A 25909-nucleotide genomic window follows, 5' to 3' on the forward strand; every position below is an offset into this window, starting at 1 on the left:
AGAACTCCTATTTCTGGTCCGAGCCGACGGTGACGCTCAGCTCGTGCATGTATTTCTGGCCGAAGAAGTAGACGACGATCATGGGAGCGGTCAGCAGCAGCGAGCCCACCATGACCAGGTTCCACGGCGGCACCTGCCCGGCGCCGCCGGTGGCGTACAGCACCTGCACGCCCAGGGCGAGCGGCATGTTCTCCATGGAGTTGAGATAGATGAGCGGGCCCATGAACCAGCCCCAGTTCCAGGAGAAGGTGAAGATGCCGACCGCGATGAGCGCGGGCTTCATCATGGGCAGGACGATGCGGGTGAAGATCCGGAAGTGGCCCAGCCCGTCGAGCGCGGCCGCCTCGTCCAGGTCTCTGGGGATGCGCGCGATGAACTGCCGCATCAGGAAGATGTTGTACGCCCCGCCGAAGAAGTTGGGCACGATCAGCGGCAGCAGCGTGTCGACCCAGCCCAGCGTGGAGAACATGGTGAACTGCGGGATCAGCGTGATCTCGGCCGGCAGCATCAGCGTCGACAGCAGCACCACGAACCAGGCGTTCTTGCCGGGGGCACGCAGCCGGGCGAAGGCGTAGGCAACCATGGCGCTGACGAAGACCTGCCCGACGACCGCCAGCGAGGTCAGCACGACCGAGTTCCACAGGAACGTCCCCATCGGCAGTTCGGTGGTGAAGGCGCGGACGAAGTTGGCGAACTCCCACTCCCGCGGCAGCAGGGTGAACTCGCCCTTGAGCGTGGTGGCGTCGCTCGACAGCGAGACCGAGACCATGAACAGCAGCGGCGCGGTGAACAGCGCGGAGACGACCGTCAGCACCGCGTAGTGCACGGCTCTCACTTGCGCTTCACCTCGCTCTCGTAGAACACCCACAGGCTGGACGAGCGGATCACCACGAGCGTCAGCAGCAGCAGGATCGCGAACAGCACCCACGCGATCGCCGAGGCGTAACCCATGTGGTTGAACTTGAAGGCGTGCTGGAACAGCAGCGGCACGACCATCTGGCTGGCGTTGTCCGGGCCGCCGAAGGTGCCGCCCGACTCGGTCATGATGTAGACCTGCGCGAAGACCTGGAAGGCGCCGATGATGCCCATCACCAGGTTGAAGAAGATCACCGGGGTCAGCATCGGCAGCGTGACGTGCCAGAACTGCCTGACCGGCCCGGCGCCGTCCAGCGCGGCGGCCTCGTACAGGTGCTTGGGGATGCTCTGCATGCCGGCCAGCAGGAGCAGGACGGCGGTGCCGACCTGCCAGACGGACATGATGATCAGCGCGGGCTTGACCGAGTCCTCGTCCAGCAGCCAGGCGGGGCCGTCGATGCCGAACAGGGCGAGGAAGGTGTTGATCAGGCCGGTGTCCGGCGCGAAGATCCACACGAACAGGATCGAGGTGGCCACCAGCGGCACGAGCGTCGGCAGGTAGATCGCGGTGCGGAACACCCGCATGAGGCGCAGCGGTTTGTTCAGCAGGTAGGCGATGCCCAGCGAGGCGGCCATGCCCAACGGCACCGACAGGAAGGCGTAGAAGGCGGTGTTGCCGAGCACCTTCCAGAAGATCGGGTCGGCGGTGAACAGCTTGACGTAGTTGTCCAGGCCGATGAACGCGGGCTCGCTGAACAGGTCCCAGTCGGTCATGCTGAGCCAGACGGAGACGATCATCGGGCCGAGCGTCAGCACCACGAACCCGACGATCCACGGGCCGGCCATCAGGTAGAACCAGAGCGCCTCGCTGCGGCGGGGGGCTCGGACCGGGCGCGCGGTGACGGGCCTGGTCCGTTCCATGACGGCGGTCATCAGCTCGCGGCCAGCAGCGGTTCGAGCTCACCCTGGATGCGGTCGAGCGTGGCCTGCGCGTCGGTCTCGTTCTGGAAGAACGGCCCGAGAGCGTCGTCGAAGATCTTCTGCATCTCGTTCCAGTGCTTGCCGCCCGGCGGCGTGTACAGGTTGGCGGCGGACTCCTTGAAGGCGCCCATGTTCACCGGGGCGGACTTCATGAACGCGTCGCTGCCGAGCACGGCGAGGTTGGCCGGGGCGTCCTGGCTGTTGGCGACGATGGGCTGCTGCCCCTCCTCACTGGTGAGGAACTCGATCACCTGGAAGGCGGCGTCCTGGTGCTCGCTCTTGGCGTTGACGGCCAGTCCGCTGCCGAAGCCGGCGGTGGCCTTCCGCTTGCCCTGGAACATGGGGGCGATGTCCCACTTCAGGTCGGTCGCTTCCTTGAAGGTGCCGATGCCCCAGTAGCCGGTGAACACCATGGCCGCCTTGCCCTGCGCGAACAGTGGGTCGGGGCCCATGTCCTTGCCCAGGTTGGCGTAGTCGGTGGGCGAGGGCGCGACCTTGTCGACGTGGACGAGGTCGTTGTAGAACTTCAGCGCCTCGACGTTGGCGGGGGAGTCGGCCGTCGGCTTGCCGTCGGGGCCGACCAGGCCGCCGCCGTTCTGCACCATGAACGTCATCCACCACGGCCACCAGTTGCCGGCGGCCATGCCGTACTGGGTGACCTTGTCACCGTCGCGCTTGGTCAGCTTGATCGCGGCGTCGCGGAACTCGGTCCAGGTCCAGGAGCCCGTGGGGTAGGACAGGCCGGCCGCGTCGAAGAGCTTCTTGTTGTAGTACAGCACCATGGCGCCGCTGCGGTCGGGCAGCGCCCAGGTCTTGCCGTCGCGTTGGTAGGCGGCGGCCACCTGCGGCCCGAAACGCCGGCTGAGGTCGATCTTCGCCTTGGCGATGCGGTCGTCGAGCGGGGCGAGCTGGTTCCTGCCGGAGAAGACGTGCACGTTCTCGGCGAACTGCATGATGTCGGGGCCCTTGCCGCCGGCGAGTGCGGTCTGGATCTTCTGGTCGTAGTCGCCGGAGCCTGGGGTCTGCTCCAGCTTGACGGTGATGTTGGGGAACTTCTTGGAGACCAGCGCCAGCCGTTCGTTGTAGGTCTTGGTGTCGACGTCGCCGCCCCACACGCTCATGGTGAGCTGGATCTTCGCGTTGGGGTCGGCCGGCTTGCCGCCTTCGGCGGAGGAGCAGGCGCCGGTCAGGAGAGCGAAGGCGAGGACGGCCAGGGCCGCCTTGGGGGGATTTTTCATAACGGCCTTCCGGAAGTGGTACGACTCGCGTTCGAGACCGCCTCGTCGAGGAAGCCTTCGAGCGCGAAGGTGGCGGCCCCGAGACTGACGGGGTTGCCGGGGATGTCGGAGAGAAGGAGTCGTGCGGCGGTCCGCGACCGGTCCAGCGCGTGTGCGGCCAGGGCCTCGGCCGCCTCGGGCAGCAGCCGCGGGCCCAGATGCCCGGCCACCCAGCTGCTGAGCACGACCGCCTCGGGGTTGAGCACGTTGATCAGGTTGGCCAGCGCGGCGCCGAGCAGCCGCGCCGTGCGGGTCAGCGCCTCGGCCGCGCGCGGGTCGTCCGCCGTGGCCAGGCCCTGGACGCAGGCCGTCTGGTCGCCGCCGCGCAGCAGGACGTGGGAGGGATCGACCTCCGCGAGCGTGGCCATGATGCCGGGGGCGCCGACGTACGCCTCGACGCAGCCCCGGCTGCCGCACCGGCAGCCGCGCCCGTCGAACATCAGGACACTGTGCCCCCATTCGCCGGCGGCGTTGGTGGTGCCGCGATACAGCGAGCCGTGGATGGCGATGCCCGCGCCGACGCCGGTGCCGATGGTGACGCAGACGAGGTTGTCGGCCTCGCGTCCGGCGCCGAACCACAGCTCGGCCACGGTGCTGGCCATCAGCGGGTTGTCCAGGTAGAGCGGCAGGCCGATGCGGTCTTGCAGGATGGCCAGCAGCGGCACGTCGTGCCAGTTCCAGCCGGGCGCGAAGACCGAGACGCCGTGCTCGGGCGCGACCTGCCCGGGCACGCTGACCCCGACTCCCCGCACGTCGGCGCGGTCGGCGCCGCATTCGAGCAGCAGCGCCTCGATGGCCGCGGCGATGTGGCCGGCCAGTTCCTCGGGCCGGTTGGTCTCCGGGCCGATGGGGTGCTCGCTCGCGTGCATGGGCCGCAGCGCCAGGTCGAACAGCTCGACGTGCACGTACGTCTCCGCCACGTCCACGCCGACCAGCAGGCCGCGCCGCGCGTTCGGCGTCAGGATGGCCCGCGGACGGCCGCCGCCGGAGTCGCGGAAGCGGTCTTCCACGATGACCCCGGCGCTGAGCAGGTCGTTCACCACGTTGGCGATGGTGGCGAAGCTCAGCTCGCTGTCCGCGGCGATCTCCTGCCGGCTGATCGAACCGGCGGCGTAGATGCGGCGCAGCACGTCCAGCCGGTTGGCCTTCCGGATGTCGGTCGTGGTTCGGCGCAGCATGTGACGTGCCTCTCAGTTGCGGACAGGTGAGGAGAGAGTACGACTTCGTCTAAGAGTTGTAAATACGTCCGGAATTCTTGGAGGTATCCGGAAATCAGGTATTGACGGCCCTTGAGGTTCGAGGTGAACATAACCGCCAAGCGACGGATGGTGTGAGCCCGAGGAGAGGCGCCCGCCACATCGTCCGTGTCAGAACCCCCCTGTCCCGGCACGTCACCGGCGTCCCACGCCTGACCTGACCGCGCCCCCACCACACCCTGGAGACACGCATGCCTTCAGCCATGCCGAAATCCGTCCCCAAGATCCTCTTAGCCCTGGTGGCGGCCCTGCCGTTCACCCCTGTCGCGGCCACCCCCGCACAGGCCGCCACGACCATCGTGGCCCCGGTCAACCCGAGCCTCGTCAACGTGGACGAGTTCCAGGGCTTCGGCACCTCGCTGGCCTGGTGGGCCGACGTCGTGGGCGGGTGGAGCGAGCCGCAGCGCTCCCAGCTCATCGACTACCTGTTCACCGACCGCTTCACAGTCAACGGCCAGACGGTTCAGGGCATCAACCTGAGCAGCGTCCGCTACAACCTGGGCGCCAGCGAGCCCGGCGTGACCTACCCCGTCGTCGACCCCCACCTGCCGCCTCGCAACGGCGCGTGGATCGACAGCCTGATCCGCCCGGACGGCAGCTACGACTGGACGGCGGACGCCAACCAGCGCTGGGTCCTGGCCGAGACCGCCCGGCGCGGCATCGGCTCCTTCGAGCTGTTCGCAAACTCACCACCGTGGTTCATGACGCACAGTGGGCACCCCGCGGGACGGTACTCCCACAACTCCCCGCAGGGCTGCTCCCACAGCAACCTGCGCCCTGACTACCAGGACGACTTCGCCGCCTACCTGGCCACGGTCTCCCAGCGCTTCGCCACCGTGGGCGTGAACGGCGCGGGCAGCCCCAAGGTCACGTTCAAGACCATCGAGCCCTTCAACGAGCCGTCCAACGGCTGGTGGTGCTGGGGCAACAACCAGGAAGGCACCTTCCTGCCCGCATCGGAGCAGAGCTCCGTCATCCTCAACCTCCGTTCCGCACTCGACTCCCGCGGGCTGGGCACGGAGATCGCCGCGACCGACAGCAACAACTACTGGCTCGTGGCCGCCGAGTACGACGCGCTTTCCCCCGCTGCCCGCGCCGAGCTGGACCAGATCAACGCGCACGGCTACGCGGGCTCCGACGCCGAACCCATCCGTGACCGGGTCGAGGCCCAGGACATGCGCTTCTGGCAGTCGGAATGGGGCCCCGCCGGCTGGGGCGGCTACGACATCACCTCGGAGATGGACGCCGCACTCGAACTGGCCACCCGCGTCACCAACGACCTCACCTACGTCAAAGCCAACGCTTGGCAGTACTGGCAGGCCATCGAGGACAGCTCCCGCGGTGACGGCCCCGGCTTCTGGGGCCTGATCCAGGCCCCGCTGAACGGCTCGGCGCAGACCTACGACATCCAGAAGCAGTTCCACGTCCTGGGCCAGTACAGCAAGTTCATCCGCCCCGGCGATCTCGTCATCGACTCAGGCAACGGCAAGACCGTCGCCGCCTACGACCCGGTCGGACGCAAGCTGGTGCTGGTCACCTACAACGACACCAGCCAGGCCCTGCCGCTCAGCTTCGACCTCAGCAGGTTCACCACCACGGGCGCGACCGCGCAGGTGTGGCGCACCTCGCCCACCGAGGACCTGGCCCAGTTGCCCTCGGTCACCGTGGGCAGCACGCTCAGCGCCAGTGTGCCCCCCAGCGCCGTGACCACCCACGTGATCAGCAACGTCGTCGCGAACTCGGCCGGCACCACCGCGGAGATCGTGAACGACTCCGCCGGCGGCTTCGCCTACAGCGGCAACTGGTCGGACAACGGCTACAGCGGCGGCGCGATCGGCGCCTACGGACTGTGGGACCAGGACGAGCACTCCTCGCAGACCGCCGGAGCCACCGCCACCTACCCCTTCCACGGAACCAGGATCGCCCTGTCCGGCACACTGGCCCCGACCAGCGGCAAGATAGCCGTGTCGATCGACGGCGGCGCGGAGACCACGCTCAACCTGCATCACCCCGTCCGCGTGGACGGCGCCCACCTGTGGTCCAGCCCGGCGCTCACGGCCGGCCGGCACACCTTGCGGGTCAGAATCCTCGGCGAGGCCGGCGCGCCCGGCGGCGGCACCTGGGGCAACATCGACCGGGTCGTGGTGGAGAACTCGGCCTGGACGCCGTGCGCGTCCGACGGGCAGCAGTGCTCCTTCACCGGCACCGCCGAGGTCCGCTACGGCGCGCACGGCGTACACCACCGCGGGGTCTTCACCGGCGGCGTCGCCTGCGGCACCGCGACCTTCGGCGACCCGATCGCCGGCGCCAAGAGCTGCTTCTACCGGAACGTCACGACGGCGGCCCTGACGGCCAAGCACAGCAAGAAGTGCGCGGGCGTCGGCGATAGCAGCCAGACGGCGGGCGCGCCCGTCATCCAGTGGTCCTGCACCGGCGTGAACGACCAGAAATGGACGTTGGAGCAGGCGGGGAGCGGCTACCGGCTCAAGCCCGTCCACGCGCCGGGCCTGTGCATGGACGTCTCCGGCGCCTCGACGGCGGCGGGCGCGGCCGTGATCCAGTGGACCTGCGGCACCGCGCCGAACCAGCAGTGGCGGTTCGTCCCGGCCCAGGACGGGTTCTACCGGCTGACGCCGCTGCACGCCGACGGCATGTGCCTGGACGTCGGCTCGGCGGCGGGGAACGACGGGGCGAGCATCGCCCAGTACACCTGCAACGGCTATCCCAACCAGTTGTGGTCGCTCGGCGCCCCCTGACCGTCCCGGGCGGTGTGCCTGGACCGGCACACCGCCCGCCAACCCCGAAGGACGCCACTCATGACTCCGTCCTTGACCCGGCGGCAGTTGCTGGCCGCCGCCACGATCACCGCCGGCGGGTCCCTCCTGGCGGCGAGTCCGGCCGCTGCCGCCTCCTACCCGGTGCCGTCGCGGATGGCCTGGTGGTACGCCGCCAGGTTCGGCCTGTTCATCCACTTCGGTTCCTACTCCTACCTCGGCCGGGGCGAGTGGGTCTTCAACAACGAGAATTGGTCGAAGGCCGACTACCAGACGCAGGCGTCGGCCCCCTTCCGGCCCAGCGCGTTCAGCGCGGCCTCCATCGTCGGCCTGGCCAAGAACGCCGGCATGAAGTACCTGGTCATCACCGCCAAGCACCACGAGGGCTTCGCGATGTGGGACTCGCAGGTGGCCGGGTTCACCGACACGACGGGCACGAAGCGGTACACCCTGCCCGCCTACGCCGGTCACCAGCCCGATCTGCTCGCCGCGCTCAAGGCTGAATGCGACGCACATGGGCTCAGGTTCGGCCTGTACTACTCGATCCTGGACTGGAACCATCCGTCGCAGACCATCCGCCACGCCGACCCCGTCTTCTCCACGATGTCCTCGCCCGCCGCCCGAGCCGCCTACATCGCGGACATGAAGGCGCACCTGCGGGAACTGCTCACCCGCTACGACCCGGCGATCCTCTGGTTCGACGGCGACTGGTGCGCCAACCCGGCCACGCCCACGCTCGACGACTGGTGGACCGAGGCCGACGGCCGCGACCTCTACGACTGGCTGCTCGCCGTCAAGCCCAGCCTCATCGTCAACGAACGCGTCAAGCGGGGACTGGGGCTCGGCGACTTCGAATGCCCCGAGGAGATGGTCCCCGCCGCGCCTTTGTCCCGTCCCTGGGAGACGAACGTGACGGCCAACGGAGCCTGGGGCTACAACGCCGGAAGAGAGGGCTCCTACCGCTCCACCCAGACCCTCGTCAGGGAACTCATCACGGTCGTCAGCCGCGACGGCAACTACCTGCTCAACATCGGCCCGGCAGGCGACGGCTCCGTGACCCCGGGTTCGACGGCGATGCTCCAGGGCATCGGTGGCTGGATGAGCGTTCACGGCGAGAGCATTCACGGCACCACCGCCGGCCCCTATCCCTTCGAGCCCTGGTGGGGCAGGTTCACCACGAAGCCGGGAAAGCTCTACGTGCACGTGTTCGACTGGCCTTCCGGCGGCCGGCTGCGCATTCCCGCCCTGCAGAACTCCATCAACCGGATCTCCCTGCTCAATGCGACGGCGACGGCCTTGCCCCACAGCGTCAGCGGCGGGTACATCAACGTCACCGTGCCCGCGCAGGCGCCGAACGCCCTCGCCTCGACACTGGTCGTGGAGGTGACGGGCGTGCCCGCGGCGGCGCCGGCTGCCGGCATCGTCTCCGGGGGCACGTACAAGCTGATCTGCCGGCGCAGCGGCAAGGCGCTCGACAACGGCAACACGCACGACAACGGGACCCACGCGCTGCAGTGGACCGACCACGGCGGCCCGCAACAGCGCTGGGTCGTCACGGCCACCGGCTCCGGCCGCTACGAGCTCGTCAACCACCTCAGCGGCATGGCGCTCGACAACGGCGACACCCTCGACGAGGGCGCGCCTGTCATGCAGTGGAGCGTCAACGGCGGCACCCAGCAACGCTGGACGATCAGCGAGGTCGGCGACGGTGCGTACAAGCTCATCTCCCAGCGCAGCGGCAAGGCGCTCGACAACGGCAACACCGGCGACGAGGGCGCCACCGCGATCCAGTGGACCGACAACGGCGGCCCGCAGCAGGCCTGGCGGTTCGTCCGCGTCGGGTGACGCAGCCGCCGTACCCCCGAGCAGGAGACGACCACGGCGCCGAGTTCAACAACACGTCACCGGCGTGGACGACTGTTCACCCATCGAAGCCGTGCGGGCCCGCAGGGCCGTCATCCCGTCGCGCGGCGGGATGGCGGCCCTGCGGGCGACGGTCAGGAGTGGTCGGTGATCTGCTGGAACTTGGTCAGGAGGGCGCGCGGGTCGCTGCTGGGCGCGAGCGCGCCGCCCAGCTCGGCGGCCAGCGTGCCACGCAGCTCCGCCCAGACCGGCTCGGACGTCGGGTCGAAGCGGGCCTTGGCCACCATGTCCATGATCGGGCTCACCTTCGGGTCCTGCCGCATGAGCGCCGAGGCGGACGTGGTCGTCGGCAGCAGGCCCTCCACCTTGAGGTATTTGGCGTAGTTGTCGGCCTGGTAGAAGTAGTCGAGGAACTCGCGGACGAGCTGCTGGTTGCCGTCCTTCTTGAAGGCCATCAGGTAGTCCTGGATGCCGTGCGTGGCCGGTTCGGCGCCGTGGTTGGTGGGGAACGGCGCGGTGCCGTACTCGATGCCTGCCTTGTCCACTTGGTCGAGGAAGGCCCGCGTCCCGAAGGACGCGTACACCATGGCCGCCTTGCCCTGGGCGAACAGCGGCCAGGTGCCGTCGGGGCGGTTGGTCTGGCCGGGGTTCGGCTGGGTGTAGCCGTCGCTGGTCAGCGACTTGAGGAACTGCAGGGTCTCGACGGCGCGATCGCTGTTGACCGTCCATTTGCCGTCGGTGCGCCAGTCGCCGCCGTTGGCCCGCAGCCAGGTGCCGAACTCGTAGCCGCCGGCCTCGGCGCCGAGCGCCATCGCGTAGGGGACGTACCCGCCGGGCAGCGCCTTGATCGTCTTGGCCGCCGCGCGTAGCTCGTCCCAGGTGGCCGGGGGCTTGTCGAGGCCGGCCTCCTTGAGGATCTTCTTGTTGTAGTACATGCCGTTGACGGTGGCGACGAACGGCAGGCCGTACTGGGCGCCGTCGTAGGAGGCGTTCTCGGCGAAGGACGGCAGGAAGTCCGACAGCACCTCCTTGGACACCACCTCGTCGGCCCGGTAGAGCAGGCCGGCCTCGGCGTAGTCGGCGAAAACGTTGATGTTCAGGACGTCGGGGAGCTGCTTGGTCTGGACCATGGTGTTGACCTGGCTCTGCAGGTTGCCCCAGTCGATCACCTGGAGGTCGACGTTCTTGCCGGGGTGCTTGGCCTCGAACGAGGCGATCAGCTCGTCCCAGTAGGGCCTGGTGCCCTCGGTGTACTGGGCCACGACCAGTTTGATGGAGTTCTGCCCGCCGCCGTCGCCGTTGCCGTCGCCGCCCGACCCGCCGCCGCATGCGGCCAGCGCGAGCACGAGACCGGTGAACGCGGCCAGGCCGCCGAGCCGTCGTCGTCTTGTGGGGGTCATCTCACACCGATCTTTCTCGTTGTCACTTGGTGCTGCCTGCGGTGAGGCCGCTGACCAGGTGCTTCTCGATGAGGGCGAACAGGATCACCGCGGGTACGATCGCCATGAGCGCCGCGGCGAAGAGGTATTGGTAGTTGGTCTCGTACAGGCCGATGAACTGCTGGACGCCGACCGTGAGCGGTACGCGGCCGCTCGCCGGGTCGTTGAAGAGCGTCAGCGCGATGACGAACTCGTTCCACACCTGGATGAAGGTGAAGATCATCACGGTGACGACGCCGGGCGCGGCCAGGGGGACGATCATGCGCAGCATGATCCGGAACTTGCCGAGGCCGTCCATCATGGCGGCCTCGTCGATCTCCACCGGGATCGCCCCGAAGTGGGCGTGCAGGATCCACACGGCGAAGGCGAGGTTGAAGGCCGAGTTGATGGCGATGATCACGAGGTAGCTGTTCACGCCGTCCACGAACACCGCCTGCCGGTACAGGCCGATGAGCAGCGCGACGGCGGGGAACATCTGCGTCACCAGGATCACGCTGAGGAACGCCGTGCGTCCTCTGAACCTGGACCGGGCCAGGACGTAGGCCGCGGGCGCGGCGACGACCAGCACCAGCGCCGTGGAGGCGAGCGCGATGGTCAGGCTGACCCGGAAGTAGTCGGCCAGCGGGATGCGCCGCCACACGTCGGCGTAGTTGGACCACGCCCAGTTCTTGGGCAGGTAGTCCGCCGGGACGGCGAACAGTTCGGCGTCGGTCTTGAGCGAGCCGAACAGCATCGCGGCGTACGGGGCGAGGAAGAACAGCGCCACCGCGAACCCGATGATCGGCAGCACGACGGGACGGATCCGCGCCCACCCGCGCCCCGCCCGCACCAGTGCCGGCCTGCTCCGCCGGACGGGAGCCGGACCACGCGGCGCGGCGCCAGGAGGCCCCCCGGCGAAAGTCTCCTCGACGGGAGGCTCCTCGGCCGGAAGCTCCCGCGCGGGCTCGGACGTCTTGTCGGCCGCCGCCGGGTTCCGATGCGGACGCAAAAGCAGCACGAAGGCGAGGATGAGCAGCAGCAGGAAGGTCACGTTGAGCACGCCCAGCGCCGCCGCCTCACCCGAGTCGAGCTGCGCCGTGAACGCGATCTTGTACAGATACGTCACGGTCGTGTCGGCGTGGGTGCCCGCCGTCTTCCCCATGATCACCCAGATGACGGTGAACGCGTTGAAGACGTGCAACATGTTGAGCACGAGCGCGATCATGAGCGAGGGCCGCAGGATCGGCAGCGTCACCCGCCGCCAGGTCGCCCACGCGCTCGCGCCGTCCATCCGCGCGGCCTCCAGGACGTCGTGCGGCACCGTCTGCAAGCCGGACAGCAGCACGTACGTGGTGAACGGCATCGAGGTGATGATCCCGACCGCCATGATCGAATACAGTGCGGTGGCCGGGTCCTTGTACCAGTCGACGGGCACGGAGATGATCGACAGGTCCATCAGCAGCCGGTTCAGCAGCCCGTTGCCGCCCTCGTAGATGAATCGCCACACGGTCGCGGTCATCACCAGCGAAGTCGCCCACGGCACCACCAGCGCCAGGCGGACGAACTTGCGGCCGAAGAACGGCTTGGACAGGAACTGCGCCAGCGCGAGCGAGAGCAGCATGGTCAGCCCGACGACGATCAACAGCCACAGCAGCGTGTTGACGACCACCGGGCCGAGCGCGTCCTCCTTCAGCAGCCTGGCGTAGTTGTCCAGCCCGGCCATGCCCCTGACCACACCGATTCTGCTGATGTCGAGGAAGGACATGTAGACCATGTACAGGGCGGGAAAGCCGACGACACCGGCGATGAGCAGCGTGCTCGGCGTCAGCCAGCGCCAGGGCACGGTGCGCTGCCACAGGTCGGCGATCCGGGCTGGCGCGAGCGTCCTCACAGCGCGTTCCTGAGGTTCGCGGTCCAGGAGTCGAGCGTCGCCTGCCACTCGGCGGGCTCCTCCGGCATGCCGGGCACCCCCGGACGGCGCTGCCAGGGCAACGGACCGGACTCTCGCCGGTACTCGACGCCGATCGCGTCCAGGCGCGGCAGGTGGGCGGCCAGGCGGCGACGGAAGTCGGCCAGGTCCCGCTCGGGCCCCGACCAGACGGTCTCGGCGAAGGCCGCGAGCCGGGGGAAGACCATGTAGTCGACGTGCCGGGTGGAGTCGATCAGCTCGGTCCAGATGCCGCACTGGGCGCCGAGCACCCGTTCCGCGGCCGGGTCGCCACGCAGCTCCGGCGGGACGGGCTCGAAGGCGTAGACCTCGTCGATGGTGAGCACGGTCCTGAACGGCATCGGCTCGTCATCGCGTTCGCTCTGCCGGTAGTCCAGGTAGACGGCGGTGTTGGAGCAGTTGATGACGTCGTGCCCGGCGCGGGCGGCGGCCACCGCGCCCACGTCGCCCCGCCAGGCGGCCACCACGGCGCCGGGGGCCAGGCCGCCTTCCAGGATCTCGTCCCAGCCGACCAGACGCCGCCCGCGTTCGGTCAGGTACTCGTCGAACTGGTGGATGAACCAGCTCTGCAGCTCCTCCTCGTCGCGCAGCCCCAGCTCGGCGATGCGGCGGCGGGCTGCCGGGCTGGCCCGCCACTGGTCCTTGGGGCACTCGTCCCCGCCGACGCACACGTACGGGCTGGGGAACAGCTCCAGCACCTCGTCGAAGACGTTCTTGAAGAAGGTGATCGTGGCGTCCTCGACGTTGAGCACGTTGTGCCCGACGCCCCAGGTGGTGCCCACGCCGAGCGGGGTGTCGAGGTTGCCCAGCTCGGGATAGGCCGCGATGGCCGACTGGGTGTGGCCGGGCAGGTCGATCTCGGGCACGACCGAGATGTGGCGGCGGGCGGCGTAGGCGACGATCTCGCGGAGGTCGTCCTGGGTGTAGAAGCCGCCGTGCGGGCGGCCGTCCATCTCGCCCATCCAGCCGACCTGGCTCTCCTCGCGCCAGGAGCCGATCTCGGTGAGGCGCGGGTAGCGCTTGATCTCGATGCGCCAGCCCTGGTCGTCGGTGAGGTGCAGGTGCAGGACGTTCAGCTTGTGCAGGGCCATCAGGTCGATGAAGCGCAGCACGTCCGCCTTGGTCATGAAGTGCCGGGCCACGTCGAGGATCGCGCCGCGCCAGGCGAAGCGCGGGCGGTCCTCCACCTGGACGGCGGGCAGCTCCAGCGGCACGCCGGCGCCCGCGCGGCGGAAGGCGGCGGGCGGCAGGAGCTGGCGCAGCGTCTGTGCCCCGTAGAAGGCGCCGGCCGCCGACCCGGCGTCGATCGCGACCCCGTCGGGCGTGACGGTCAGCCGGTAGGCGTCGGGAGGCAGGTCGGCCAGGCCGAGCCTGATCGTCGCCGGTCCTTGGCCGCCGGGCAGCAGTTCGCCGCCGGTGACCGGGCTGAGCTCGGCACGCAGCCAGGCGGCGACCTCGCCGAGCGCGGGATCGGCGGTGAGCGCGGTGTTCCTGTCGATGACGAAGCGGCCCGGTCCGGCCTCGTAATGCAGGGGTTTGGGGACGATCATTGACGGGCCTCTCGGGAACTGATGAGGGGGCTCTCCGCCCGGGGCGCGGTTCCCGGGCGCGACCGGCGGTCGCCGTCGGCGCGTGGACCGCATCCGAACGCCGAGCCCTTTATGAAGGAGTGCATCATTACTAGCATCGGCCCGAAGGAGGAGTCAATGCTCATTTCTGCGCGAAGTTGCTCAATTGGCTGCTCGGCCTGCTTGTACGGCTGGTATAATGAGCGCTGTACTTAAAGCGGAGACCTGCGTTAGGACGACCATGGCCCCCAGACTTCACGGCGGCGACCTGTCACGGCTCAGGCAGCTCAACGCCCTGACCGCGATCGCGACCCTGCGTGCCGCCGGGCCCCTGACGCTGTCGGCCCTGGCCGAGCGGACCGGGCTGTCGCGCTCCTCGACGAAAGAGGTCGTGTACGAGCTGATGGCGCTCGGCTGGGTGGAGGAAACCCCGCCCGAGCAGGGCACGATCGGCCGACCGGCCCGGCGCTACCGGTTCCGCGCCGGGAGCGGCTACCTGGTCGGGCTCGACATAGGAGGTCACAACATCCGGGCCGCCCTGGCCGATCTGAACGGCGTCATCCTCGCCGAGAACCGCCAGCCCGTACAACCCGAAACCCCCCTCGACGAGCGGCTGGCCGCGATCGAGCGCGCGGTCGCGAGCTGCCTGGCGCTGGGCGGCAAGACCATCGAGGACGTCTGGATCCTCGCCGCGGGCACGATCGGCGTGATCACCCCCGAGGGGCGCATCCTGTACTGCGCCGCCATTCCGGCCTGGACCGGGTTCGACCTGGCCGGGCACTTGCGCCGGATGTTCCCCTGCGAGGTGCTCGTCGAGAACGACAGCCGCCTGGCCGCCAGGGCCGAGGCGGTGCGCGGGGCCGCCCGCGGCGTCGACGATGCGGTGTTCTTGCACGTCGGACGCCGGATGGGCGCGGCGCTCATCATCGGCGGCAAGGTTCACCGCGGCTACAGCGCGGCGTCCGGCGAGATCGCCATGCTGCCGCAGGCGCAGTTGTTCGACGCGTCCGAGCACCTGCAGACCTGCTCGATCATCCCCGAGGGCACCCCGCCCGCGGACGCCGCCGGCCACACCCTGGCCGCCGCCCGCGCGGGCGACCCGGTGGCGTGTGCGGCGGTCGAACGGTACGTCGACGACCTGGCCGTCGGCACCAGCGCGATGGTGCTGCTCCTCGACCCGGAGGTCGTCGTGCTGGGCGGCGGGTTCTCCCGGTCGGCCGACGTGCTGCTGCCGCCGCTGCGCGCGCGCCTGGAACGCGCCTGCATCCGCCTGCCGGCCCTGCGTGCCTCGACGCTGGGCGACGAGTGCGTGGTCACCGGCGCCATCGACTACGCCGTCGCGCACCTCGACGACCAGCACTTCACCCCGGACGCCCCCTTGCCCACGCCCCGCTGACCCGGGACGTTTCCGTCGACGTACGACGTGAGAGGGCGTTTGATTTGTAGGAGTGCGTCCCTCGCCAGGTTGGGGCGGGTGCCCTCGGCCTGGCCGAGGACCTGGATGCCGGCCTGGTTCTCCGAGACGGAGGCGGCGCAGACGACCACGGCGAGGATCGGTGCACCTGCCGAAACTGCATCCGTGCAGTTCAAGCGGCGTGTGATCCGCATCGGGCGCATCCCTCCCACGTCGGCCATCACGAACCCACAAGTTCAGTCGCAGGAAACAGGCGTGAGCCCAGAGCTCCGTGTTCGAGCCGCGGGCCCGCGCGACTTCGTGACTATGAGCGGCAACCGGCCAATAGTGAGTGCCATCTCCACCTGGACAGCGATCACCTTGATGACCCGGCGGCTTACTCGCAGGCCACTACGGCGCCATCTCCTGCCCCCAGGCGGCCCGGAAGCACACGACTTCACGGGACAGCTTCGACGGCGTGCGGGAACGACAGCCCGGAGGCTGACGGTGACGACTTCGAGGACGGAGTCCGTCACGCCCATGCCCGCGGTGCCTCATGTCATCGTCAGAGGTTGACGGGCACTGGGTTAGGTTGGCCGGGGTGAGGACATATGAGGATCTGCCTGCTGCACTGGTGACCGAGCGGCTGCGGTTGCGGCGGTGGCTGCCGTCGGACGCCGAGGAGTTCCGCGGGTTGTGGTTCGAGCGGGACCCGCGAGTGCCGGCGGCCCGGCGGATCGACGCCGAGGGACGGCCCACGGTCGAGGACATCCGCGGCTGGCTCCTCGACAATCCGCTGACGGCGGCTCCTGGGCTCGGGTTGCTGGCCATGGAGTTGCGCGACACCGGTGAGTTCATCGGGTATTGCGGATTGACCGTCGGCCAGGGAACGTTCGACGAACCTGAGCTCGCGTACGAGCTGGCACAACGAGCTCACGGCCATGGATACGCGACAGAAGCCGCCCGCGCGGTCCTGGAAGCCGCGATTCGAACTGGACGTCGCCGACTCTGGGCCACTGTGCGGGAGTGGAACACACCCTCGTTCCGCGTCCTCGAGAAACTCGGCTTCCACCGGAGCGACCGCATCGACGAGGACGCCGAACACGGCAACTCGATCTGGATGACGCGCGCACTCGACCCGAGGTAGAGACACGAGCACCAGCCACCGGATGATCCTGTTGTCACCCGGCGGTCGTCGATGGCACCTGCTTCACCGGGCGGACCGCCGTGACCCGCTCCACAGTCCGTAGATCGTCTGGCGGCATCCGTACCGCTCCGGCACATCGCGCCACGGAGCACCCACCCGCACCTGCGTTCCGGTGATCTCGAACAGCCGGGCGGGTGCGTCGTGCACGGCCGCCAGGTGCAGGCTGCGCCGCTGCTCGCGGCAGCGGCGGTGACAGGCCAGCAGCACCTGCAGTCCCGAGCTGTCCAGGAACGTCAGCTCCTACAGGTCCAGCACCACGTGGTCATCCGGGCGCCGCACCTGCTGCAGTTCGTCGGCGAGCTGGCTGCCGCAGATGCGTCCAGCGGGTGCCCGGCCGTCAGTCGGCCGCCGGCATCGAGGACCTCCACGATGACGCCGTCCTCGTGGCCGCGGGCGGTGACCAGGCCGGCCTGGCCGCCGTGGTCGACCGCGTTGGTGACGGCCTCGTTGACCGCCAATGCCAGGCCGTCGGCGCGTTCGCCGGGTAGCCCGCAGTGGGTGGCGTGGATGCGCACCAGGTCCCGGAGGTGGCCGAGGTCGATCGGGCGGTGCAACTCGAAGTCCACCCGTCTCATGCTGGCGGCAAGCGTGCAGCTTCACCGCGAGGGCGATCATGGTGGTCTTTGTGGCTTCCCGAGCGAGACGGTCCGGAAAAGGTGGCGGTGGACGGTAAGAAAGCCGTCCGCCGGACCACATGTTCCCAGGACCACGTGCTCTCAACCGAAGGAACCGGCTTGCCCAATCCCCAGGAGCGCTTCACCGCGCTCTACAACACCTACCAGGCGCGGGTGTACGGCTATGCGGTGAGCAGGGCCGGGCACCACCTGGCGGAGGAAGTCGTCAGCGAGACCTTCCTGGTGGCCTGGCGGCGGCTCGACGACATCCCCGAGCAAGCGCAGGTGCAATGGCTCTTCCGGGTCGCCAGGAACGTCCTGCGGGACAATTTCCGGCAGGCCGCGCGCCGCGAATCCCTGGAAGCCGACCTGCGGACGTGGATGGAACATGCCGCCGCCGACTCGGGGGAACAGGCCACGGAACGACTCACCGTGCTTCGCGCCCTCGCCACGCTCTCCGAGGACGACAAAGAGGTCCTCACCCTCACCACCTGGCACGGCCTGTCCGCAGCCGAGGCGGCCGGAGTACTGGGCTGTACGAAGGCCACGTTCTTCGTCCGGCTGCATCGCGCCCGTCGCCGGCTGCAGGCCGCGATCGACAACACCGGCACCGGCGTGCCGTCCAAGCCCGTGAACATGTCCGGAAGGAACGTTCGATGAGCCGCAAACCCGATGCGATGCGACTGCTCACCATGGCTCGCCCGGACTCGCTGGACCGGGGATCCCGCCGCTCCGCCGACGACCTGCTCGTCGAAGCCGCCGGTGACTCCGGCGCCGCCGCGGCCCCGCCTCGGCGCCGGATGACGGTGGTGACCGGCATTCGCCTCGCCGCCGTCGCCATGGCCGTCACGGTCGTCACGGTCGTCCTGGTACGGAACACGGGGCCGGAGACCGCGGCGTCCCACCCCCTGTCGGCCCGGACCGTCCTGCTCGCCGCGGCGGACCGGATCGAGAACACCGGCGCGGCGACCGGCCGCTACTGGCACAGCGTCGGCCAGAGCATGGCGCTGGGGCAGGAAGGACGCGCGCCCGCCGGCGTGGAGCCCAAGCTGGTCGACTACCGGGTGAGATGCACGCACGAGGTCTGGATGGCCAGGTCGGAACGGAAGCCGAGCTGGCTCGTGGTCACCGCCCAGTCGGGCGAGCCGCTGACCGCGGCCGACGAGGCGATCTGGCGTCAGCAGGGCGCGTACCGGATCGGTGCCTGTCAGGGGCCCGGCGTCCCCAGCGTGGGCGGGGTGCTGCCGGCGGCTCCGTTCGCCATGCGACTCGACGACGAGAGCGCTCCGGAGGTTTCCTATCCCCAGGTCGGGCCCGTTCACGTCACCACGGAAGAAGTCATGACCCTGCCGCCGGACCCGGTGCGGCTCAGGTCGGTCCTGGGGGAGTGGGCCCGGCGCGGCGGCTACCAGGCCGGCGAGGAGTTGCTGTACAGCCAGGCGGCCAGCCTGCTCTCCCAGTTGCCGACCACCCCCCGGGTACGCGCCGCGCTCTATCGCATGCTCGCGGAACTCCCGAAGGTCAGGAACCTCGGCACCGTCACCGATCCTCTCGGGCGAGCCGGCAGGGGCATCGAACTCGCCGGCTGGCAGCAACTCGTCATCGAGGAGTCCTCCGGCCGGCTGCTGGCCGTGCAGGAAGGATCGGGCGACGGCACGGGGATGCTGACCTCGTGGACGGCGGTGACCTCGTCCGGCTGGACGGACGCCGACCCGCGGCTGCCGGAAACGTCCTAGATGGATGAGTCCAAGGCGTAGTCGCGAGGATGTCCATTCTCGGATGTGACGACCGAACTGGACACCCTCGCAACCGCACTGCACGTGAGGGGCGATGATCTGCTGAAGAGCGCGCCGGAACCGGCCCTGCGGCGGCCCGGGGTGGGGATCGCTCCGCGGTTGAGTGACGCCGAGCTGGTGACGCTGGCGGTGCTGTCGGCGTTGCTGGGCCATCACCGCGAGCGCCGCTGGCTGCGCTGTGCACACGCCGAACTGCGCGGCATGTTCCCCTGCCTGCCTGCCTGTCTGCCTGCTTGCCGCAGCAGTCGGGCTACGACGGCAAGCGGCTGCGCAAGTCGATCGCCCTGGTCATGGCGGTGATCCGGGTCCTGGCCTGCGACACCTCGCTGTGGAGCGACGATGTCTGGGTGGCCGATTCCACGCCGGTGGAATGCGGCCGCTCGGTGGAGACCACGCGGCGCAGCGCACTGGCCGGATGGGGCGACTGGGCGGGCTGCCGGTGCTGTTCGCGCTGAGCGGTGCCAAGACTGATGAGCGTGAGGTGCTGCTGGGCATGCTGGATGGCGCACCCCGGGGTGCTGGCCGAGCATCCCGATCAGACGCTCATCGCCGACCGGCCGCGCCTTTGAGGGGAGTTGGCCCGGAGCGGGGTGCGGCTGCTGCGCCCGGCCCGGACCGGCGAGGCCGAGCGGGCCGGCACGCATCTGTTCAAGCCGTTACGCCAGATCATCGAGTCGGTCAATCAGACCTTCAAGGGCCGGCTCGATCTCGAACGACATGGCAGCCGGACCCAGCCGGGGTCATCGTGCGCGTCATGGTCAAGGTTCTGGCCCTGACCGCGGCCATCTGGCATAACAACCACATCGGCCGGCCGATCAAGAGGTCTCTCACCCGCTACGGTCACTGATCACGCTGCATGGCAGTACGAGGCGGCCCGTGAGCCGGGGCCGGTGTCACCTCCGTCGACACCGGCCGGACAGTCTCTCGCAGGTCAGCTCGTGACTTCGCCGGACAGAGGGGAGACCATGTCGAAGAGAAAGACGGGGGGCAAGCTTGAAGCGGAACTCCACAGACACCGACCAGGCGTTCGCCGGCTCAGGCGAGACGATCCGAAGCGCGATTCAGCGCATCGTCATGACACGGACGCGCTGCTGGTTGATCGCGGTCACTCTGCTGGCGGGCCTGGCAGCCGGTGTCATGACGACTGCGGGAGTCCCAGCTGCCGACCTCACGTTCGCCATACTCTCGGAACCAGTGCAGAGCCTCATGTCAGTCACAGTGCCGTTCCTCGGCGTCCTGCTGGTCGGCGACCTGAGGCGAACCGTCGGCCCGGCCTGGATCATGCCCAGCCTCCTGGCGGCGATCCTGCTGGCTGCAGCCATCGGCCTCTTCGGGGTCCTGGTCAGCGCTGTCGCACTCGCGATCACTTCGCCAGGCAGCGCCCCCGGTCCATGGCTCAACGCCGGAACCATCGCGGTGGGCGGCGTGCTGGTGCAGATCGTCGCTCAACTGGTGGGCACCGGTCTGGGGCTGTTGCTGCGCTCACCTGTCGTCGCGTCGCTCGCCACCATCGTGCTGCCGCTGGGCCTGTGGCTGGTACTGGGCGGAGTGGAGATCCTCCGTCCCGCCCAGGCCTGGCTCACGCCGTACTCCTCGGTACGGAATCTGCTCTCCGGCCAGATGAGCGTGATGACGTGGACGCAGTGGCTCGCCGTCGTTCTGATCTGGTGCGTCGGCTTGAACGTCATGGGCGCGGTGCGGCTCAAGCGGTCGAGGTCAGGACACGCTCTAGCATCAGAAGGCTCGCACGATTCCGAACGCTGAAGGTCGACCAACCTGCTACCGACACGAAGTCGCTCTCGAAGCGTGATCAGGCAGGTCTTTGCAGAGAAGCCACATCCGAGGACCTTGGCGGGCAAACCGACCTGCCGACGCGGTGGGCCGATTACGCATCGCCATAGGTATCCCCAGATAGACGCATTGCCCCGGCCGCAGCCCCGGTGTTGCCGAGGAGTGTGCCGAAGGCGCGGGGTCTGGTTTCCTGGGCCGCCGGCGTTCCGGACGAGACCGCTTTCGCCGCAAGTCCGCCCTGGCCACGGCACGATGGTCCTGGCCGTGCCGCACGCGGGCGGGCAAGCAGCCTGGACAACGGGCGACGAGGTCCACGGCCAGGACCCGCGCCTGCGTGTCGCCCGGCAAGCATGCCGGATGGGCTACGTGCCGGCCATCGCCGGCAACCGGCGCGTCGAACCGGAGGGCGCTGTCCTGAGCGCGGCCGAGGTCACGGCACAGGTGGCCGACCGCACTGGCACCGCTACCACGCCGGTCAGGGGGCCACGGGATCGCGCTGGTATATCTGGGCCCGCATCGACCAAGGCGATCCCGATGGCTATCGGTGGCCGCTGATCCGGCGCAACTTGACCACCGGCCTTCTGCCGCTGCTACGCTCCCGGCCGGCGGCCGCTGATGACTCTGGTCAAGATCGCCGGCATTCGCTGGGTGGAGGAGTCCTTCAAAGCCGCCAAGGGCCAGGTCTGCCTTGACCACTACCAGGTGCGCGGCTGGAGCGATGGCACCGGCACATCACCCTGACCCTGCTGGCAACCATCACCGCCGCCCAGCCACCCGGCACCGCCGACGACCGAATCCCGCTGACCCTGCGCAGGTGAGTTTCCGCACGAGGCTTCGTGATGTCTTCGCGGCGAAGACGGAAGTGGGGCATCGCCACGATGGCGCACGGATTCCGTTGGGCGCGGGGGAGCGCTCACCGCGGGTGTTCCGTCACTCCCGGCGGCTGAGTCGCCGTCGGAGTGGGCCGGCGGTGAATCTCTTTACCCAGAGCTCTGTGGACTCTCCGCCGCCGAGGCCGGGGCCGTGCGAACCTGAAGGCCGTGGAACTTCTCCGGCTCGCCGTGCTCGTGGGCCTGGCGGTAAAACACCTGTGCCATGGCGCCCCTCCGCCGCCTCAGCAGGATCTCCCCGTACCCGGGCCGAGGGTGAGGCACCCGCGCAGTCACCGGCTGATCATCGCGATGTTCGCGCTGTCCGCGTTGCTCGGTGTGGCTGCCTGGAACGCGTACCAGACCGCTGCGCCCGCGCCCCTGTACACCAGCTTCGACGGTGACATCGGCGTGCACGTGACCGTGCCGGACGGCGAACGCGCCCTCGACCTACTCACGCTGATGGTCGAGGCGGACTCGTGCGCCGAACTCCAGGCGGAGGGGATCGTGCTCGACGAGAAGGATCTGGCGCGGTGCGGGCCGGACATGTACAGGTTCATGATGACCGGCGTCGCGGCGAGGGGAGCGCCGCTGTGCTACGGCTTTCGCGTCACCCTCGACGGAGATGCGCGGCTGTCGGAGATGAAACTCGACGACCGGCCTCGGCCGGCCACAGCGGTGATCGACGGGAAACTCTGCCGCTCCAGTGCTGATTCCCTGGACCTGGAGCCCGTCCGCATCAGCGGGCGAGCGAGGAAGCCACTCATGATCTCCCGCGGGTACACGACCATGCTCGCCGCTCCATCGATCATGTACCAGGGCGACGCGGACGCCGACGAGACGCACGTTTCCTGGCGGCTCGGCCGCATGCCGCTCGACAGCATCGTGGAGTCCGGCACCGAGTACGGCCGCGACAAGTCCGACCCGCTGCTGCTGGCCTGGCACTACCCGAGCCCGGAGCCCGTCCCCGAGCCCACGGCGCGCTTCGAGTGGCGGGCTGACCTCGATGAGCCGGCCGGAGCCTCCGACCTGGGCGGATATCTCGCCGGGCCACACGCTCGGCTCATCTCCATTCCCCGCAAGCAGGCCGCTGAACAGGCTCTGTTCTGGGCCGGGCTGCTGGCAGGCGCCGCCGTGTCGACGCTCACCTGGGCGGGAGAACTGCTGCTGGAGAATCGGCGATCAAGACGATAGAGCAGGGCGTTTCCGCTCGTCGGAGGCCGCTACCAGGGCGACGGCTCGTAATTCCCAAGAGGACCGGCTCGCCGGCAGCAGGACGATGGGCACCGATGAAATCCCCTCAAGGCGAAGCGCCCGTCACAACGTCCCGCCGCGGAGCAGGAACACCGCGGCGAGCGCGACGCCCAGGACGGTGGGCGCCCAGAACATGGTGACCAGGCCGCGCCGCAGCGTTCGACGCGCCACGGCCAGAGCCGGCTCCGAAGGAGGGGCCGGCGACGGCGCGGCGGCCGGCCGAGCGTCCACCGGCAGGCAGGCGGTCAGCGCGCAGCTCTACCTGTCGGCAGACCCGATCATGCCACTCAAACACGGCTGGAGAGGCCGATGAGAGTCATTCGAAGGCTATAGTTCAGTTGTTCCGGAAATACGGAAAAACGAGAACTAGGATGCCCATGGGACTGCTCGAAGAACGGATCGCGGAGCTTGAGCGCCGGGTCGCCCTCCTGGAGGAGGCGCCCGCCCGCCGGCCATCGCCCGCGGACGCCCGGTCGCGCCCCAGCGCCGACACGCCGCTCGACCTGCTCGATCTGATCCGGTCCAGGGCCGGAGGGCAGGCCCAGCCAGGCACGATCATGTACGGCGGCGCGGTGACCTTCGAGGACCGGAATTACCTGTGGGCGATGGAGCACGAGGCCGACGAGGTGGCGGACGCGCACTGGGCCGGGGCCGCGGCCCTGCTCGAACGCCTCGGCAGCGGGCCGCGTCTGGCCCTGCTCGCCGCCCTGCTCAAGGAGCCGCGGACGCGCAGGGAGCTTCAGGAGACGCTCGGCGAGACGTCGACCGGGCACCTGTACCACCACCTCAAGGAGCTGCAGAGCGCGGGCCTGCTCGTCCAGCCCCGGCGTGGCGAGTACGCGATCGCGCCGCGTGCAGTCGTGCCGCTGATGACGATCGTCGCCGTCACCATGGATCTCGCCACCACCGGGTCACCCGAGGAGGAACTCGCATGAGAAGCGCTCTGAGCGGATTACTGGACGCCCCTTCACGTCCGGCGTGGCGGGCCTGGTCGAAGGGCGACGTGGAGGGTTGCGAGCGCCACGCCGAGACCCTGTCCGGGCCTTCCCGGGATCACCTGCTCTTCCTGTGCCACTCCGTGAAGCAGTCCTACGAGAGGGCGCTGTCCCACTACGACGCCCTTGCCGCGGACGGCCGCGCGCCGAGGGCGCTGGACGAACCGGTCGTTGCGGCCTGGCTGCACCTGGGCCGCCCCGATCGGGCCGTCGAGCACCTGCGGCGGCGCCGTGGCGCCCGGCCGCGGGCCGTCGAGCAGGCGCTGCGCGTGCTCGACCCGAGGCTGGCCCGCCCGCTGGGAGTGCGGCTCGACGGCGCCGGCGTGCTTCCGTTCGCCGACCACGAGCTCGCGCCCTACCTTCCAGCCGTGGCGGCGACCATTGACGGCGTCGACGTACTGGCGCATCTCGACACCGGCGGCACGTTCGTCGTCATGGGGCCACGACGCGCCGCGGAGACAGGCGTGGTGACCGCCCCGGGCGGCACCGGCTCTCACGGGCTGCAGCGCGCCGAGCTACGTCACGGCACCATCGCCGAGTTGCGCCTGGGCGCCGCGTCGCTGACCAACGTGCCGGTCCAGGTGCTTTCCACCCTCGTCGGCCCCCAGGACCTGGTGATCATCGGCACCAACGTCCTGCAACAGTTCCTGTCCACCATCGACCACCCTCGCAACCGTCTCATCCTCTCCCCGAGAGGCCGCCCCGACGCCGCCACCGAGCACTCCCGCCTCCTCGCGGATAGCCCCGTGGCGGCGGAGTTCGGCTTCTACCTCTGGGCGGATCACTTCATGTTCGCGCGTGGCGGCTTCGGCCCTCGCGACGACCTCACCTTCTTCATCGACTCGGGCCTGGTCTACGTGGACGACGCCGTGGAGCCGCCACGTCAGGCCTGCCTGCTGACCACGTCCCGCCACTGCCGCGCCTGGGGCGTCCCGCGCCATCTGACCGGCCGCCCGCACTTCGACAGCCCCGAGCCGGTGTCACTCGGCCCGCTCACCCAGCAGGACCCGCTCGTGGCCGTCGCGAAGTCCCGGACGACACCGTGGCAATCCCTCGGCGGCGTACGGGTCGACGGCCTGCTGTCGCACGGCTTCCTCAAGGCGTACGCATGGACGCTGGACTTCGACAGGGGACGGTACGTGTTCCGATCGGCGCCCGGCGCGGGCGAATAGCCGGAATCCGACAATTCAAGCTTGGCGCCGACGCGAGTACCGACAACAACCGGCGAACACCGACAGCCCTAACTGCAACCGACAGAGACGAACGCGCCGACGCCCAGGTTCTCCGCCACAGCAGGCGCGATGGACCTATGCATCCCTCCACGCGCCGGCCCCCGCGACCCGTCCCAGCGCCCGTGCGGTGCGCGGCACAGGAGTCGGGGCCCCGACCGGCCGGATCCGCCCGGCTCCGACTCGCGGTCACGCCGCGCCCAGCTCGGTCAGCCACTCCGAGCGGCCATCCACCGGCCGACGACCGGTCACTTGAGCGGCCGGCATCGGCGCGCGGCCGAAGCCGGCGGCGGCCGGGATGATGGTGGCTCGGCGGCCGGGATGATGGTGGCTCGGCGGTCGGCACCGGCCTGGCCGGGGATCGGCCGTTCAGGACGCCGGATCGCCGGTGACGAAGCGCGGGCTCCTGCTGCGCGGCGCGGTGACCGTGATGGTTCGCATCCGCCTGGCATGGGGTGGTGCGCTCGCGGCCGCGGGATCGGCTGGTGAGGTGTTCTCGGCGGTGTCGGGCTTGCCGTGGTGTCGAGGCAGTGATCGTGATGCCGGCGGGGCGGAGGGAAGCCGGACGGCCATCATGCGCGCGTACCCTTTCACTCGCGGTTGGGCGCCGGCGACGGGGAGCCGGATGTGCGCAGGGGAGCCACCGCCGGCGCGGGACAGCGCCGCGCAACCCCGAGCGGCGCCCGGGCCCGGTCAAGGGGGAACGGGCCCGCAACCAGGACACGTGCCCGAATCGGGCGGCATCATTCCGGCCGTTCGCGCGCTTGCTGATCCGGGCGCACGGGATCGGCCCGGCGGCCCGGTCGGCGGGAACGGGTTGG

Annotated in this window: 19 protein-coding genes and 2 pseudogenes; 12 read left to right on the plus strand and 9 right to left on the minus strand. The window is 69.5% G+C overall.

Translation table 11 applies throughout. The features are described from left to right. Positions 1-7: 7 nt before the first annotated feature. From HII36_RS11230 to HII36_RS11245, 4 genes are read right to left on the minus strand one after another with little or no spacing between them, the layout of a single operon-like run. Entirely contained in the window at positions 8-835 is an 828-nt protein-coding gene (locus HII36_RS11230; RefSeq protein ID WP_217369395.1) for a carbohydrate ABC transporter permease, read from the minus strand. Continuing rightward, positions 832-1776 (minus strand): carbohydrate ABC transporter permease, encoded by a 945-nt coding sequence (locus HII36_RS11235; protein ID WP_173523057.1) that lies wholly within the window; start codon positions 1774-1776, stop codon positions 832-834. The genes HII36_RS11230 and HII36_RS11235 overlap by 4 nt, the downstream gene beginning before the upstream one ends. Before the next feature lie 11 nt (positions 1777-1787). Then, on the minus strand, positions 1788-3074 hold the full coding sequence (locus HII36_RS11240) for an ABC transporter substrate-binding protein (protein ID WP_173523058.1): 1287 nt from the start codon (positions 3072-3074) through the stop codon (positions 1788-1790). Continuing rightward, positions 3071-4291, minus strand: a complete 1221-nt coding sequence (locus HII36_RS11245) for an ROK family transcriptional regulator (protein WP_173523059.1) — start codon at positions 4289-4291, stop codon at positions 3071-3073. Before HII36_RS11245 ends, HII36_RS11240 begins: the two co-directional genes overlap by 4 nt. Positions 4292-4572: 281 nt before the next feature. Here HII36_RS11245 and HII36_RS11250 point away from each other — a divergent pair, with 281 nt between their 5' ends. Further along, a complete protein-coding gene (locus tag HII36_RS11250; RefSeq protein WP_173523060.1) occupies positions 4573-7125 on the plus strand; it encodes an RICIN domain-containing protein in 2553 nt (850 codons plus the stop codon). 60 nt (positions 7126-7185) lie between these two features. After that, positions 7186-8988: an alpha-L-fucosidase gene (locus HII36_RS11255; protein WP_173523061.1), complete on the plus strand. Its 1803-nt coding sequence runs from the start codon at positions 7186-7188 to the stop codon at positions 8986-8988. A 152-nt stretch (positions 8989-9140) separates the two neighbouring features. On the opposite strand, the gene HII36_RS11260 is transcribed toward HII36_RS11255, so the two are convergent. The 3 genes from HII36_RS11260 to HII36_RS11270 are packed head-to-tail and all read right to left on the minus strand — an operon-like array spanning position 9141 to position 13922. Next, positions 9141-10406, minus strand: a complete 1266-nt coding sequence (locus tag HII36_RS11260) for an extracellular solute-binding protein (protein ID WP_173523062.1) — start codon at positions 10404-10406, stop codon at positions 9141-9143. 22 nt (positions 10407-10428) lie between these two features. Next, positions 10429-12315 carry an ABC transporter permease gene (locus tag HII36_RS11265; RefSeq protein ID WP_328807680.1) on the minus strand — a complete coding sequence of 629 codons (1887 nt, stop codon included), beginning with the start codon at positions 12313-12315 and terminating at the stop codon, positions 10429-10431. Further along, the gene (locus HII36_RS11270) at positions 12312-13922 is read right to left on the minus strand and encodes a beta-N-acetylhexosaminidase (RefSeq protein WP_173523063.1); all 1611 of its coding nucleotides are present in this window, start codon (positions 13920-13922) and stop codon (positions 12312-12314) included. The genes HII36_RS11265 and HII36_RS11270 overlap by 4 nt, the downstream gene beginning before the upstream one ends. A 259-nt stretch (positions 13923-14181) precedes the next feature. On the opposite strand from HII36_RS11270, the gene HII36_RS11275 reads away from it, so the two are divergent. Together HII36_RS11275 and HII36_RS11280 are read left to right on the plus strand one after the other, a co-directional pair. Then, positions 14182-15336 carry an ROK family transcriptional regulator gene (locus HII36_RS11275; RefSeq protein ID WP_173523064.1) on the plus strand — a complete coding sequence of 385 codons (1155 nt, stop codon included), beginning with the start codon at positions 14182-14184 and terminating at the stop codon, positions 15334-15336. A gap of 598 nt (positions 15337-15934) precedes the next feature. Next, positions 15935-16480: a GNAT family N-acetyltransferase gene (locus HII36_RS11280; RefSeq protein ID WP_173523065.1), complete on the plus strand. Its 546-nt coding sequence runs from the start codon at positions 15935-15937 to the stop codon at positions 16478-16480. A gap of 63 nt (positions 16481-16543) precedes the next feature. Here HII36_RS11280 and HII36_RS11285 read toward each other — a convergent pair whose 3' ends face one another. Both HII36_RS11285 and HII36_RS11290 read right to left on the minus strand, forming a co-directional pair. After that, positions 16544-16747: a hypothetical protein gene (locus tag HII36_RS11285; RefSeq protein ID WP_173523066.1), complete on the minus strand. Its 204-nt coding sequence runs from the start codon at positions 16745-16747 to the stop codon at positions 16544-16546. Positions 16748-16773: 26 nt separating this feature from the next. Then, positions 16774-17106 (minus strand): ATP-binding protein, encoded by a 333-nt coding sequence (locus HII36_RS11290; protein WP_217369397.1) that lies wholly within the window; start codon positions 17104-17106, stop codon positions 16774-16776. Positions 17107-17274: 168 nt separating this feature from the next. Between HII36_RS11290 and HII36_RS11295 the strand changes: the two genes are divergently transcribed. The 8 genes and pseudogenes from HII36_RS11295 (at position 17275) to HII36_RS11325 (ending at position 25031) form a co-directional block, all read left to right on the plus strand. Beyond that, positions 17275-17814, plus strand: coding sequence for an RNA polymerase sigma factor (locus tag HII36_RS11295; protein ID WP_173523068.1), 540 nt, complete (start codon positions 17275-17277; stop codon positions 17812-17814). Further along, on the plus strand, positions 17811-18890 hold the full coding sequence (locus HII36_RS11300; RefSeq protein WP_173523069.1) for a CU044_5270 family protein: 1080 nt from the start codon (positions 17811-17813) through the stop codon (positions 18888-18890). The genes HII36_RS11295 and HII36_RS11300 overlap by 4 nt, the downstream gene beginning before the upstream one ends. A gap of 45 nt (positions 18891-18935) precedes the next feature. Next, positions 18936-19797 (plus strand): annotated as a pseudogene (locus HII36_RS59465) (IS982 family transposase). Positions 19798-19943: 146 nt separating this feature from the next. Continuing rightward, entirely contained in the window at positions 19944-20714 is a 771-nt protein-coding gene (locus HII36_RS11310) for a hypothetical protein (protein WP_173523070.1), read from the plus strand. A gap of 224 nt (positions 20715-20938) precedes the next feature. Then, positions 20939-21550, plus strand: a pseudogene (locus HII36_RS59470) (IS701 family transposase); the annotation flags it as partial. 336 nt (positions 21551-21886) lie between these two features. Then, complete coding sequence (locus tag HII36_RS11315; protein WP_173523071.1) at positions 21887-22804, plus strand: hypothetical protein; 918 nt, start codon at positions 21887-21889, stop codon at positions 22802-22804. A gap of 437 nt (positions 22805-23241) precedes the next feature. After that, positions 23242-23799, plus strand: a complete 558-nt coding sequence (locus HII36_RS11320) for a helix-turn-helix domain-containing protein (protein ID WP_173523072.1) — start codon at positions 23242-23244, stop codon at positions 23797-23799. Further along, positions 23796-25031 carry a retropepsin-like aspartic protease gene (locus tag HII36_RS11325; RefSeq protein WP_173523073.1) on the plus strand — a complete coding sequence of 412 codons (1236 nt, stop codon included), beginning with the start codon at positions 23796-23798 and terminating at the stop codon, positions 25029-25031. The genes HII36_RS11320 and HII36_RS11325 overlap by 4 nt, the downstream gene beginning before the upstream one ends. Positions 25032-25909 lie beyond the last annotated feature (878 nt).

Source organism: Nonomuraea antri (assembly GCF_013283785.1).
GTDB lineage: Bacteria > Actinomycetota > Actinomycetes > Streptosporangiales > Streptosporangiaceae > Nonomuraea > Nonomuraea antri.